Below are 12,395 nucleotides of genomic sequence, written 5' to 3' on the forward strand. Positions count from 1 at the left end.
TTTGGGGCAAGCAGGTACATGAATGCTAAAATTTCAGTGCCGAAATTCCTGTATTTTGTTGGAGAAAACTGCCTTGAGTCTCGATCGGGAATCAAAACTAGCTGTAACTCTGGGAGATCCGGCGGGAATTGGCCCGGAAGTGATTCTCAAGGCATTGGCAGAGCCCGCTGCTGGTTTGAGGATAACGGTTATAGGTTCTAGGAGAGTTTTGCAGGAAACTTACGATCGGTTGCGATCGAGCAATCCCGCAGCACAAGCGGCAAATCCCGAAACATTAAATATTATTGATATCGAACCAGACAGCAAGTGGGGCGAAATAGTCCCCGGTGTCGGTAGTGCGGCTAGCGGGGCTGCTAGCTTTGCTTACATGGAAAGCGCGATCGGCCGTACCCTCGCCGGCGAATTCTCCGCCATCGTGACAGCCCCGATTTCCAAAACTTGCTGGCAGGCGGCCGGTTACAATTATCCCGGACAAACAGAACTCCTCGCAGAAAGGGCAAAATCGCAGCGATTCGGAATGCTGTTTGCCGCCACATCTCCCCACAGTGGCTGGACGCTGGTAACTTTACTCGCTACCACACATATTTCCCTCCGTCAAGTCCCCGATGCTTTGACTCCAGAATTGCTGAGCGAAAAACTAGAATTGCTGGTAGAGTGTTTGCGGGAAGATTTTGGGCTGGAAAGACCGAAAATTGCGATTTCTGGCTTAAATCCTCACAGCGGCGAAAATGGCAAACTGGGAAATGAAGAGCAAGACTGGATGATACCTTGGTTGGAAACGCAGCGCGATCGCTTTCCTCAAGTGCAGTTAGACGGGCCAGTCCCGCCCGATACCCTGTGGGTAAAACCGGCTAAAGTTTGGTACGGTTTAGCCAAGGAAGCTCACGACGGTTACTTGGCAATGTACCACGACCAGGGGTTGATTCCAGTAAAATTGATGGCTTTCGATCGAGCAGTCAACACTACAATTGGCTTGCCTTTTGTCCGCACATCTCCGGATCACGGCACAGCTTTTGATATTGTAGGTCAAGGGCTTGCGGATGCCTCCAGCATGAAGGCAGCATTGCAGTTGGCGGCTCAGTTGGCTAGTCGCAGAACAGCAGTTAAAATAGGGCGATAGCTTTAGTACGCCTGACGCTTGGAAAAATTGTGTCATTCCTATTGATTTTCGCTGGGGTGAGGCGGCAAGCAAGCTGGTAATTTCCTTCGGTCGATTAAAATCAAATTTTGGTAGGGCAGTATGGCAGCATTTAATGATAATTCAGGCAAAATATATCAGTCAGAAAAAGAGGTCTCTGATGCAACTATGGCAAGTTCTAAAGCTGGAGAGCAACTCCAGGAATTGCTAACTATACTGACTGAATTTCAGTTATTGAAGAAATCCAAAAAAGAACCAAGCGAGCTGAAATTACCGCTTTCGGAAAAGTCTGTTCAGCGATTAGAGGATGAGGAAAATCGGCGCAAACAATTGTCTTTCCTGATCGAATCACCGAGTATTGTACCGGAAGTATTAACGAATGAGGAAGAGATCCCACCTCAAAGACGAGAAAACAATAATGAGGAACCAGATTTATCTAGAGTCGCGAAGGTAGCTAAAAAAAATCTGCCCTCGGAAGAAGAATTAGAACAAGCAGTAGAGGAGTTTAAGCGGTTGCAACAATTGCTATTTGAAAGGGATTTACCGGAATTTTACAGTAATGTTTTAAGCGTGGAACAAAGGTTGGACAATTTTGAGAAGCTGATGTCTCAACCCGAAGAGTTGATAATTTTACTGAAACCGTTAATTCCTGAGTTGGTGAGGGAAGAATTAGAGGAGTTGAAGTCGGAATTAAAAAAGACGATCGACCTCGCTAGCAATAGTAAAATTAATCGGATCGAGTTGGAGGCAAAATTAGCAGATTGGGAAAATACAATTGCTAACTTGGACCAGCAGCCACTGCCGAATACAGAACACTTAATCAAACGGCTGATGCCAGTGGTGGGCGATCTGCTCAACCGTAAGGTAGAGGAGTCTAAGTTAGAAGTAGCTTCGGCGATCGCACCGAGAGTCAATCAAGTAATTCACAATCAAAACGGACTTGAAGAACAGGTAGTAAGAATTGAAGATAGAGTTGCGAATATTCAGCAGCGTTACCAGCAGCAACCGGAAGATTTAATTAAGCAGCTAGTACCAGTAGTTAGCGAATTGCTGAACCGCAAAATTAGTGAATTAAAATTAGAGATTGTAGAAGCTGTTACCCCCTCGGTACAGGTAAGAATAGCTTGGGTAGAAATAGAAGAAAAAGTATTGAGCATCATCGAGCGCCGACTGGCTACGCAACAGTCGCCCATTCAGAAGCCAGAAGAGATAATGGCGATGCTAATGCCGGCGATAACTGATTTGCTGAATCAGAAAATCGATGAATCAAAATTACAAGTAGCAGCTACGATTGAACCTTTGATACAATCAGCACTTCTCCAAAGAGAAGTTCAAGGAAAATTGAGCGACGTAGAAAGTAGACTAAATAATCTTCAGCGACAGCAAAAATCTCAGCCGGAAGATATAATGGCAAGGTTAATGCCGTTAATGATTGAGTCGCTGAACCGGAAAATCGAGGAGACAAAGTTAGAGGTGAGAGAGGCGATCGCGCCCGGTGTCAACACGGCTATTCAAAACAGCGGTATTGCAGCACAAATATTAAATAATGAAACTAAGATTCTCGAAGTTCAGCAGCAAGTTTTAGCCGAGATAGAAGGGTTGATGGCAAGAATAATGCCAGTGATTGTAGAAATGCTGTCTCGAAACATCGGGGAAGCAAAGCTAGAGATAGAATCTGCGATCGCCCCGGCTGTAGATGCGATCGTTCAGAATAAAAGGATCGATCAAAGACTGGGGAAGATCGAACAAAAGATTGTGGCGATCGAACACCGGATTTATGAATCGACAGACTTGTTTACCGATTTGCTCAAACCTTTGATTGACGAGCTGATGGTTAGCCATCACGCCCAACTGCAAAAGTCGGTCATCGAGTCTATTTTACCATTGTTAGATGAAGTAGTAAATTATAATTACAGACTTAACGATAAAGTAGGGGAACTCGATCGCAAAATTACTGATGCGGAATGGGGAGGCAATCGAGAAGAATTACTCGCCCGAATTAAAATCATTTTTCCAGAAATGATGCTCCAAACAATTAATGAGTCGAGAAAATCATTTGTCGAAACCATAGCTCCGATAATTGATGAAATAATTAATAGCAAAACCAGAGAAAATAGACAATCGATGGGAGTAGCCATATCGCCGGCTCTGACTGTGGGAATCAGCCACAGAATCAGTGAATCGCCCGATGAAATTGCCATGGCGATCGCGCCGGAAATGGCTGCCGCTATCAAACAGCAAATTCATCTCAAGCGAGAAGCAATGTCGGATGCACTTTATCCCATCATCGGCAGCACGATTTTAAAATACATCGCCGAGATGATGCGGGAGATTAATGAAAAACTCGAAGCAGCTTTAAGCCCAGAGGTAATCACTCGCAAAATTAAAGCAAAATTGCAGGGAATTTCTGAAGCAGAATTGCTGATGAAAGAAACAACACCACTGAGTGTTCAAGCTGTTTTTTTAATTCAAGCAAAATCGGGATTAGTAATTTCAGCAGTGCAGCATTCTGAACGCGAACAGCTAGAATCAGACATGGTAGCGGGAATGCTGACTGCTATTCGGGCTTTTGTCAACGATTGCATATCTCAGTCGGGAAATATTGCAGAAATTGATGCAATAGAATACGGCACATCTACCATCGTATTGGAAGTAGCGGGTTCGTGTTATCTAGCAGTAGTGATGCAAGGAGAAACCCGCCAGTGGTTTAAGTATAAAATGCGAGCGATATTCAACAATATTGTTCAAGAATACGGAGATCAAATTCAGTCATTTAACGGCGATCCAGCAACTGTGCCACCCGAAGTAAACTCGAAATTGCAAAAATTAATCGATACAGAGGTAAAGGTTAAATCTCCTAAACTTCCCATTTTAGCAATTATCGGTTTGGCAGCGTTAGGTTTAATTGGCGTACCTTGGGGAATTCATCAATACCGCAGCGGAGTTGAAGCAAGCTTAGAAGCAGATACGAATTTAGCATTACAATCTGCCCCGGAGTTATCGGTTTATCGCCTCGCGGCTGATGTTAAAGATCAAGTATTGGAGATTTCGGGACGAGTGCCGAATCAAAATCTGCGATCGAAAGCGGAAAAAATCGCTCAGCAAGCGGCTCCACAATCAAAAATTGAAAATAAAATTATAGCCGTTGAAGTACCTCCCGATCCAGTTTTAGTCGAAGCCGATGTCAAGCGGACGGCAGCTCTTTTGAATAAAATAGAAAGCATTAATATCTCAGCTCGCTATGCAGAGGGAAAAGTCGTCGTTGCAGGCAGCGTCAGCAAAATGCCAGATGCTCAAAAAATAACTCAAGCTTTTGAGAAAATTCCGGGGGTGAAGTCGGTAACAAATACAGTGATAATAGGAACTCCACCGCCGCCAAAGATAATAATGCCAGTTCGCGTGTATTTCGGTGCAGGTGAGGCAAGTTTGCAGGCGAAAGATGTAGCACAAAAGCTTAGCAAAGTCAAGGAATATATGGATAAACATCGCACGAAGAATTTAAGGATAGTTGGCTACAGCGATTTTAAAAGCACTCCGACGGAAAATCAAAAGTTGGCACTCGAAAGGGCGACAAATGTGAAAAATATTTTGGTTAGACAAGGGATAAATGGCAAAAGAATAGAAGTTGCTTCTACTAAGGGTCGTCCCGAAGGTGTGGAGGCAAATCAACCGCTGTGGCTGAGCAGATTGGTAGTATTTGAGGTGGTAAATTAAAATTGGGAATTGGGAATTGGGAATTGGGAATTGTTGACTGTTGACTGTTGACTGTTGACGGCGTTGAGTGATGACAACTGACAACTGCCCACTGACAACTGACTCTTAAATTAATCGAACTCGGCCGGAGGTAAAGGCTTGTATTCGATCGCCCGCCAAGCATACTAACAAGCGGCCGCATCCGTCAATGCCGGCGGCTTCTCCGCAGATGGTTTCCGACGCAAGTTCGATCGCCACCGGGCAGCCAATCAACGCATCGCGGCGGCGCAATTCCGGCAAAAGTAGCGCTAAACCCGACTTGGAGGCTGGCTTGTCGGTGGTAGAAAACATATCGGCTAGTTCGAGTAAATAGTGCCGCAGTCGATCGACCAAACACAGTTCATCTGGTACTGTACTAGCAATAGAATGCAAGCTTACCGCATTGCCGAGATCCCTTTCATCCAATCCCGAAGCCGCGAAATCTACGCAGCGGTTGAGCCCAATTCCCACAACGGCGCGAGTTTTGCCCAAAGCATTGCCCGAAGTGGCTTCGCAGAGAATTCCGGCTAATTTCCGGCGATCGATCCAGACATCGTTTGGCCATTTCAGGCGCAGCATATCGCGACAGTCGGGAACCAAATCTTCGATCGCGTAAATCACCGCTAAACCCGCTGCTAAACTGAGCCCGGGCAACAGAGTGGGGTTGAGGTTTTCCAGAACAAAACTAACAGTCAAGACACCGCTTGGGGCGTGCCAGGTGCGCCCGTGTTGGCCGCGCCCGCTGGTTTGTCGCCTAGTAAATACTGCATCTCCGTGGTGGAGTTGGGCCGCGCGGGCGTGAGCCCAACTGTTGGTACTCGGACAGGTATCCAAGGAGTGTAGCCAGTGATGGAGGTTTGGGCGATCGGGTTCTGGGGTTGCGGGCACGGGAGTTAAGGGCAATTCAGACAAGGTTTGATTTGTAGTATTTGATATTCAAAAGCTGATTATTGCATTTTCCAGAAGTGCCACCTCGCGCGACGGCGAAAATTCAGAGAACTTGGGGTGTAGTACAGTTTCCGCATCAGATTTACCTTGCGCCACAACACCTTTTTAGCTGCGAAACTCTTGACTTACAAGGATTTTGGGTAAAGCAGAGTGTTGGTGGGAGCGATCGGCACCCCTTTGAAAAACCCAATTAAAAAAAAGTTGTATTACCCCCTTGACAGTCTTGTATTACGCATTGTAGTATAAATGTAAGGCGAAGGGGAAAGAGCTTTAAAGCCTTACCCCACAAGCAATATGAACCTTGAAAACTCAATAGGAAGTTAATCGTGTCACATAATTGCGGACATCGGCGGTGTAGACTCCGGCAACAATAGCCCGATCGGGTTGTAGTACGCGGAATCAACCGCCACCCCGTCCCAACTTGAGTCATTCAAGGAAAGAATATTGTTCATTTTCGCGGGGGTATAGCTCAACCGGTCAGAGCAGTCGCCTGTCGAGCGAAAGGTTGCGAGTTCAAGTCTCGTTACTCCCGTCAGTCGATTTTAGATTTTAGATTTTAGATTTTAGATTTACTCCACAGGAGAAGAATCTGGGACTGGAACTTTGGTCTAAAATCCACACCTCCTGTCGGAAAGCAAGTATCCGTTTTTCGGCGGAGGTCAAAGTCCCGCAGGCAAAAGTCAAGCCGTCTCCCCCTCTGGCGTGAAGATTGCGAGTGCAAACCTCGTCGGGACTCCCAGGTTAGGTGGCCGAGTGGTTGAAGGCGTCGGTCTGCAAAACCGAATTGCGCGGGTTCAAATCCCGCCCTAACCTCTGTTCCTATTTATTCGCAGGAGCAATCTCAAATCTCAAAGAGCAATCCAAAATCCAAAATCTAAAATCTAAAATCGATAGTGCTGTAGGCAAATGGTTTAAGCCGCTTGGTTTTCACCCAAGTGATTGCGGGTTCAACTCCCGTCAGCACTTCCAAAATTTCTGGGTCGGCCCTCCTATTGGCGTGGGTAGCTGTCTGTAAAACAGTAGCTTAAAGCGTTGCTGGTTCAATTCCAGCCCGACCCATTTGTAACTGTATTAGAACTTACACAAAAAACTCGGTTTCTCATAGAAATCTTGCATCTCTACGAGAGATATTGAGATAGAAACCGGGTTTTTGACCCCCGTGGGTAAGTCCTGTGTATTTAATATGCAGTTGCAATCTTGAGAATGAGTTGTAACTGGACAACAATTCAGTTTGCGCGACTGAAAATTTGGGGGTTCAAATCCCTCCGTTCTCGCTCTCGGAGAAGTGGCCGAGCGGCTTAAGGCACTTTCCTGCTAAGAAAGAGCGGTTTAACAACCGTCGTGGGTTCAAATCCCACCTTCTCCGTTTTCCCCCGATAGCTCAGTTGGTAGAGTGCTTGTGTGAAGAACAAGAGGTCGTCAGTTCGATACTGACTTGGGGGATTGCGTTGCCTCATAGCTCAACGGTAGAGCTGCACGCTGTTAACGTGATGGTTGTAGGTTCGATTCCTACTGGGGCAGCCATTTTTTAAATTGCCGGGTAGACAAATTGGTAAAGTCGCCTATCTCTGAAATAGGAGTTTCTGTAGGTTCAAAGCCTACCCCGGCACCCAATTATTGGGAAGTCGCCTAATCGGTATGGCACCGCTCTTTGAAAGCGGCAAAATGCAGGTTCGATCCCTGCCTTCCCAGTTCTGCTATTACCAAAGCAGATAAATTACACTCCTGTAGCCCAATTGGCAGAGGCCGCAATTTCAAAAATTGTGTTGTGTGAGTTCAAATCTCACCAGGAGTACCAAATTTTCAATTTTCTACTTGCTCCTGTGGCGGAATTGGCAGACGCGGCAGACTTAAAATCTGTTTTATTTTGAGTGTGAGTTCGAGTCTCACTAGGAGCATTAACGGGATGTAATTCAGCGGCCAGAAGCCATGCTTTGGGAGCATGGAGTCGTTGGTTCAAATCCAACCATCCCGACTTTACCCCTGTGATGTAATTGGAAAACATCACTCGCTCAGAACGAGTGTTTTTTGCAGGTTCAAGTCCTGTCAGGGGTATTTGGCTAACAGCCAATTTCTGCTATTTGCTCTCGTGGCGGAACGGCAGACGCGCTAGGTCGAGAGCCTAGTTTTTTACAGGTTCAAATCCTGTCGAGAGCATGAATTTTTAATAAATATAGGAGGAAGTTACAGTGTTTAAAAAAGTTGAGGAAAAAAGTACGCGCGGCGCAGCTATCCCCTAGGGAATCGCCAACTGAAACTTTGCCCCTGTAGCCCAATCGGTAGAGGCGCTAGATTTAGGATCTAGTTAGTGCTGGTTCGATGCCAGTCAGGGGTATTTGGTGACATCGCGGGGATGGAGCAACGGATAGGCTCGGCAGTCTCATAAGCTGCAAATCAGCAAGTTCAATTCTTGCCCCCGTTACCAAAGTGCAGGTGTGATGTAACTGGCAACATGAGGCTCTTGTAAAGCTTTCTTGCGAGTTCAAATCTCGCCATCTGCTTGTAACTAAGCTAGAGATATTATCTTTGTTAATTTTTTGCTAACGAATCAGAGAAAAAATCATGAGACGGATTGCGATCGCTCAAGACACACTAAAAATTATTGAAGCAGGCTACTACTGCTCTCCTGAAGGTAAACGCATTGAACTTGTTCAAAAAATAGCATACTGTGTTGAACAGACAAAATGCTATGAACCCGACGCTCTTTCTAAGATCGCACAAGGCGTTCTTTCTGGTACTCCCCTATTCTCAAACATTGAATTTGAAGTGAGGAATGAGACGACTTTGATGGGAGCAGAACGTATGGCAAGAGGACAACAGTTTCAAAAAATAGGAGTCCTTAATTTTGCTTCTGCTAAAAATCCTGGTGGTGGATTTCTCAAAGGCGCACAAGCTCAAGAAGAGAGTTTAGCACGCAGTTCTGCTCTTTACAAAAGTATCTTGAAATGTCGCGACCACTACGAATTTCATCGCTCTCATGATTCGCTCCTGTACTCAGATAGGATGCTCTATTCACCTGATTGTCCTGTTTTCCGAAAAGACGATGGAACGCTATTAGAAACACCTTATGTTGTTGATTTCATCACAAGTCCAGCTCCTAATGCTGGTGAACTTTGGAGAAAACAATCCCAGGATGCTGAAAAAATACGCGAAGTTCTGTATGAACGCGGCGCAAAATTGTTGAGCCTAGCTATTTATAATGGCTGCGACGCTCTAGTTTTGGGAGCTTGGGGATGTGGTGTATTTAAAAATAATCCAGCAACGGTTGCCCAAATGTTTGCAGATTTATTGTTGCCCAATGGTCAATTTTGGGGAAGAGTAAAAAGCATCTTATTTTCTATACTTGACTCTTCTGAACAATCAAAAATATTTGCAGAATTCCATAGTAGATTTATCTCGGGCAACTAAAACTTACACGACTTTCCAAAAAATTGCCATAATCGAGGTAGAGTAGTTCAAGGTTAAACTATGCTAGCAACTGACAACACCTCAATGGGAAAAATTATTACCCCATTGACCGTAACTAATCGTGCAGATCGGAATGTCGCAGTCCGAGGATTTATGCCTTCCGACCAAATCCGTTCTGTCAATTTAAATAATGTGCTAGTTGATACAGGGGCAACAACACTGTGCTTGCCTTCAAGTATCATTGCTCAACTCGGTTTAGAACTGCTGAAAGAAGTGGATGTAGAGACGGCTAATGGTATTGGGAAAGCCAGAATTTTTCAGGATGCTAAATTTTTTTTGCTAGGACGCGAAGGAACGTTTGAGTGTTTGGAATTGCCGGGAGCTATGAATCCTCTATTAGGCGTGATTCCTTTGGAAGCGTTGGGAATTGAATTAGACTTGAAAAATCAGCGGTTAATAACTTTACCCATCAGTCCAACGCAAACTTACTTGACAATTTTGTAGAGGCTGTATGTTGAGATTTAATAGTTGCAATCGGTCAAACTAATTTAAGTGCGGATATGGTGCAACGGTAGCATCTGAGTCTTCCAAACTCGCGATACGGGTTCGAGTCCCGTTATCCGCTTGGTTAAAATCGGTACAGGTTTTATTCAATCCAAAATCTAAAATATAAAATCTAAAATCGGTTTATGGGAGTGTAGCTCAATGGATAGAGCGCCGCGCTTCGGACGCGGATGTTGTGGGTTCGAGTCCTGCCACTCTCGTTGTTTTTGCTTTAATTTAAGGAGGTTGATTCCATTGAATGGATAATTTTTTATATTAAGATCGATTCCCTACGGGATAGCTGCGCTTCACGCCCTTTGCGTGTCCCAATCTTTGGAGCCTACATACTTTAGTACGAGAGGAAAGGTAACGCTGTCAAAATCAGCGGGCGTTTGAGAACGGGGAGTGCAATGAACCCGGCAGGTTGGCTTAAAGGTAGCCATCCTTTAAAGAGTGTGTAATAACTCATCGGCGGAGTCCCTCTAGTAACTGAGAAAACGCAATGCTCTGATAACTTGCACGGAAAGTGCGTGAAGCCCAGCTATCTCGTAGCGAATCGCACATTAACAAGAAGCACGGGAGCGTAACTCAACTGGATAGAGTGTCGAGCTTCTACCTCGAATGTTGTGGGTTCGAGTCCTACCGCTCCTGCTGTCTGGGGTTCGTAGCTTAATTGGTAAAGCATCTAACTGGCTGTTAGAAAGATATCGGTTCAAATCCGATCGCAATCCACCACACCAATTTTAGATTTTAGATTTACTCCACAGGTGAATCTTTTACGCGGGGTCATAGCTCAATTGGTAGAGCGCTTGCTTTGCACGCAAGAGGTTAGGAGTTCGATTCTCCTTGATTCCACTTGCGGTGTCTGAAGTCGAAGCGGCCGAGACGCTAGCCTGTGAAGCTAGTTATTAGCGGGTTCGAGGCCCGTCGGACACCTTTGAATTGATAATGGAGGTTATGATATTAAGGTATTTTTGAGAGGTGGATTTCTGAAACTTTTTTTGTTGAGAGCAGTTAATAAAGGCTAATTCAATTCCCTTTTCTAAACAGGCTTGAAACTTGCGACTATCATTATTTTGAATAGACGCTAGTTTTTCTGCCCCATAAATTGGCTCGTAATGGAAAATGCCATTTAACTCAAAAGCTAAATTTAGAAATGGAATGTATATATCAAGCTCTGCATTTATGGCATCTTTGCGATTGAAATAAATTTCTATCTCTGGATAAAGGTTTAAAAGCTGCTCCTCAATCCAATCTTCAAGCTTAGATCGTCGATTTCCATAATTTTTATGGCAATTTTTGTAAGTGGCTGCACAGGAAGTTGAACAAAAATCGGGTTTGCCCTCTTGTAGTCGGTGTCTTTGTTTATAAAAAACCCGATCGCAGGTAAAACAAACTACTTCCTTCGCTAGGATTGGTTTGACAAATAACGGTAAGCCTGCTGCTTTCAAAGCATTATTCCAACTTCCAAATTTTCTGACAACTGTATTGTGTGTTACTGGGCAAGGAATACTTTTATCTCTAACTTTATTTAAGGCAGGAACTTCACCGTGAGACAGATAGTATTCTTGGAACCATTTTATTAGTTGATCTTGAGTGATTTGCATGACAAGCTTTTAAAGGTATTGCCATCTTACTCTTAAATGGGGTGTGTATTAATAATAAAAAATTTTAAGACTCGTTATACACCCAAAATTTGGGAAGCTGCTGCCGAGAGGACGGCAACCTGTCTCGAACACAGGAGTGCAGTTAACAACTGTAGGGGTTCGACTCCTCCAGCTTCCGTTATTCAACTTGGAAGATGCCGCCGAGAGGACGGCAAGCAATCTTGAAAATTGTGGTGCGGCAGCGATGTCGTAAGGGTTCGATTCCTTCATCTTCCTTTTAATTAACCACCAGAAGTCGAAAAGCGAGACACCGTGCTGATAACGCGGGGATAGGAGGGGCAGTACCTCCCTGGTGGATGGATTGGTTTATAATAAGTTTAGATTTGCTAGCCATTCAACATAGAAGCCATGAGCATTCAAGTTCTCAAATTAGAATTGATTCAATGGATTTTGTTATTGAAAGATACTCAACTTTTAAACGAAATCCAAAAACTGAGAGAAAAGTCATCTGAAAAGACTGCTGTCCTCAAACCCCGTCAATTTGGCTGTGGCCAAGGAATTTTTACTTATGTTGCGGATGATTTTGATGAAACACCTCCTGGTTTTGAAGAATATATGTTGCCATGAAATATCTAATTGACACTCACATTCTAATTTGGTTTGTTGAAGGTAACGCTCGGCTTGATGAAGATGTGCGAGCGTTGATTGCTAATCCTGTCAATGAAATTTATATCAGCCAAGCTAGTCTGTGGGAACTTACTATCAAAATCAGCATCGGTAAGTTGTCTTTGTCTATTTCTGTATCGGAGTTAGAAATATTTCTGATTAACCAGGAGTTTCAAATTCAAGAGACTAAGTTCCTTCATTACGATAAATTGCAAAATCTCCCTTTTTACCATCAAGATCCTTTCGATCGCCTAATTATTTCTCAAGCCCAAGCCGAAAATTATACTATCATTACACATGACGATAGGTTCAAACAGTACGATGTGAAGTTGTTGTAATTTCACACGATCGAA

At 44.3% G+C, this 12,395-nt stretch carries 9 protein-coding genes and 24 tRNA genes; 30 read left to right on the top strand and 3 right to left on the bottom strand.

The annotated features are described in order from the left end of the window. Positions 1–22: 22 nt before the first annotated feature. Together pdxA and OSC7112_RS01895 are read left to right on the top strand one after the other, a co-directional pair. Entirely contained in the window at positions 23–1,120 is a 1,098-nt protein-coding gene (pdxA, locus tag OSC7112_RS01890; protein ID WP_015174329.1) for a 4-hydroxythreonine-4-phosphate dehydrogenase PdxA, read from the top strand. Between the two features lie 120 nt (positions 1,121–1,240). Next, entirely contained in the window at positions 1,241–4,852 is a 3,612-nt protein-coding gene (locus OSC7112_RS01895; protein ID WP_015174330.1) for an OmpA family protein, read from the top strand. Positions 4,853–4,957: 105 nt separating this feature from the next. Here the strand turns inward: OSC7112_RS01895 and OSC7112_RS01900 are convergent, their stop codons facing one another. Further along, the gene (locus OSC7112_RS01900; protein WP_223300738.1) at positions 4,958–5,782 is read right to left on the bottom strand and encodes a biotin--[acetyl-CoA-carboxylase] ligase; all 825 of its coding nucleotides are present in this window, start codon (positions 5,780–5,782) and stop codon (positions 4,958–4,960) included. A 365-nt stretch (positions 5,783–6,147) separates the two neighbouring features. Further along, positions 6,148–6,270 carry a hypothetical protein gene (locus tag OSC7112_RS41585; RefSeq protein ID WP_263053577.1) on the bottom strand — a complete coding sequence of 41 codons (123 nt, stop codon included), beginning with the start codon at positions 6,268–6,270 and terminating at the stop codon, positions 6,148–6,150. 6 nt (positions 6,271–6,276) lie between these two features. Here OSC7112_RS41585 and OSC7112_RS01905 point away from each other — a divergent pair. The 25 genes from OSC7112_RS01905 to OSC7112_RS37690 all read left to right on the top strand — a co-directional run bounded on the left by OSC7112_RS01905 (position 6,277) and on the right by OSC7112_RS37690 (position 10,705). Next, positions 6,277–6,350: transfer RNA gene (locus OSC7112_RS01905), tRNA-Asp, on the top strand. Between the two features lie 207 nt (positions 6,351–6,557). Then, positions 6,558–6,631 (top strand) — tRNA-Cys (locus OSC7112_RS01910). Positions 6,632–6,710: 79 nt separating this feature from the next. Next, a tRNA-Glu gene (locus OSC7112_RS01915) sits at positions 6,711–6,787 on the top strand. An 8-nt stretch (positions 6,788–6,795) separates the two neighbouring features. Further along, positions 6,796–6,877 (top strand) — tRNA-Tyr (locus OSC7112_RS01920). Between the two features lie 220 nt (positions 6,878–7,097). Beyond that, positions 7,098–7,184: transfer RNA gene (locus OSC7112_RS01925), tRNA-Ser, on the top strand. Positions 7,185–7,188: 4 nt separating this feature from the next. Continuing rightward, positions 7,189–7,261, top strand: a tRNA-Phe gene (locus OSC7112_RS01930). A 6-nt stretch (positions 7,262–7,267) separates the two neighbouring features. Next, positions 7,268–7,342, top strand: a tRNA-Asn gene (locus tag OSC7112_RS01935). A 10-nt stretch (positions 7,343–7,352) separates the two neighbouring features. After that, a tRNA-Gln gene (locus tag OSC7112_RS01940) sits at positions 7,353–7,431 on the top strand. Between the two features lie 5 nt (positions 7,432–7,436). Then, positions 7,437–7,510 (top strand) — tRNA-Gln (locus tag OSC7112_RS01945). A 29-nt stretch (positions 7,511–7,539) separates the two neighbouring features. Then, a tRNA-Leu gene (locus tag OSC7112_RS01950) sits at positions 7,540–7,616 on the top strand. Between the two features lie 19 nt (positions 7,617–7,635). Continuing rightward, positions 7,636–7,716 (top strand) — tRNA-Leu (locus OSC7112_RS01955). A gap of 4 nt (positions 7,717–7,720) precedes the next feature. Further along, positions 7,721–7,793 (top strand) — tRNA-Pro (locus OSC7112_RS01960). A gap of 4 nt (positions 7,794–7,797) precedes the next feature. Continuing rightward, positions 7,798–7,873, top strand: a tRNA-Leu gene (locus OSC7112_RS01965). Between the two features lie 28 nt (positions 7,874–7,901). Then, a tRNA-Leu gene (locus OSC7112_RS01970) sits at positions 7,902–7,975 on the top strand. Positions 7,976–8,079: 104 nt separating this feature from the next. Beyond that, a tRNA-Leu gene (locus tag OSC7112_RS01975) sits at positions 8,080–8,153 on the top strand. Positions 8,154–8,164: 11 nt separating this feature from the next. Continuing rightward, positions 8,165–8,243: transfer RNA gene (locus OSC7112_RS01980), tRNA-Met, on the top strand. Between the two features lie 4 nt (positions 8,244–8,247). Further along, positions 8,248–8,319, top strand: a tRNA-Thr gene (locus OSC7112_RS01985). A 61-nt stretch (positions 8,320–8,380) separates the two neighbouring features. Further along, the gene (locus OSC7112_RS01990) at positions 8,381–9,226 is read left to right on the top strand and encodes a TIGR02452 family protein (RefSeq protein WP_015174332.1); all 846 of its coding nucleotides are present in this window, start codon (positions 8,381–8,383) and stop codon (positions 9,224–9,226) included. A 60-nt stretch (positions 9,227–9,286) separates the two neighbouring features. Next, positions 9,287–9,730, top strand: coding sequence for a retroviral-like aspartic protease family protein (locus OSC7112_RS01995; protein ID WP_015174333.1), 444 nt, complete (start codon positions 9,287–9,289; stop codon positions 9,728–9,730). 50 nt (positions 9,731–9,780) lie between these two features. Next, positions 9,781–9,851 (top strand) — tRNA-Gly (locus OSC7112_RS02000). 66 nt (positions 9,852–9,917) lie between these two features. Further along, positions 9,918–9,990 (top strand) — tRNA-Arg (locus OSC7112_RS02005). A gap of 356 nt (positions 9,991–10,346) precedes the next feature. Further along, positions 10,347–10,420: transfer RNA gene (locus tag OSC7112_RS02010), tRNA-Arg, on the top strand. Positions 10,421–10,427: 7 nt separating this feature from the next. Then, positions 10,428–10,504: transfer RNA gene (locus OSC7112_RS02015), tRNA-Ala, on the top strand. 47 nt (positions 10,505–10,551) lie between these two features. Beyond that, positions 10,552–10,624: transfer RNA gene (locus OSC7112_RS02020), tRNA-Ala, on the top strand. 6 nt (positions 10,625–10,630) lie between these two features. Further along, positions 10,631–10,705: transfer RNA gene (locus tag OSC7112_RS37690), tRNA-His, on the top strand. Here OSC7112_RS37690 and OSC7112_RS02025 read toward each other — a convergent pair. Next, positions 10,678–11,376, bottom strand: a complete 699-nt coding sequence (locus tag OSC7112_RS02025) for a homing endonuclease associated repeat-containing protein (RefSeq protein WP_015174334.1) — start codon at positions 11,374–11,376, stop codon at positions 10,678–10,680. The two genes, OSC7112_RS37690 and OSC7112_RS02025, sit on opposite strands and share 28 nt — an antisense overlap. A gap of 92 nt (positions 11,377–11,468) precedes the next feature. Here OSC7112_RS02025 and OSC7112_RS37695 point away from each other — a divergent pair. From OSC7112_RS37695 to OSC7112_RS02035, 3 genes are all read left to right on the top strand, one after another. Then, positions 11,469–11,554, top strand: a tRNA-Ser gene (locus OSC7112_RS37695). A gap of 230 nt (positions 11,555–11,784) precedes the next feature. After that, entirely contained in the window at positions 11,785–12,003 is a 219-nt protein-coding gene (locus tag OSC7112_RS02030) for a hypothetical protein (protein ID WP_015174335.1), read from the top strand. Then, a complete protein-coding gene (locus OSC7112_RS02035) occupies positions 12,000–12,380 on the top strand; it encodes a type II toxin-antitoxin system VapC family toxin (protein WP_015174336.1) in 381 nt (126 codons plus the stop codon). Before OSC7112_RS02030 ends, OSC7112_RS02035 begins: the two co-directional genes overlap by 4 nt. The last annotated feature ends 15 nt before the right edge of the window (positions 12,381–12,395 follow it).

The organism is Oscillatoria nigro-viridis PCC 7112 (genome assembly GCF_000317475.1).
In the GTDB taxonomy this organism is placed as follows: domain Bacteria; phylum Cyanobacteriota; class Cyanobacteriia; order Cyanobacteriales; family Microcoleaceae; genus Microcoleus; species Microcoleus nigroviridis.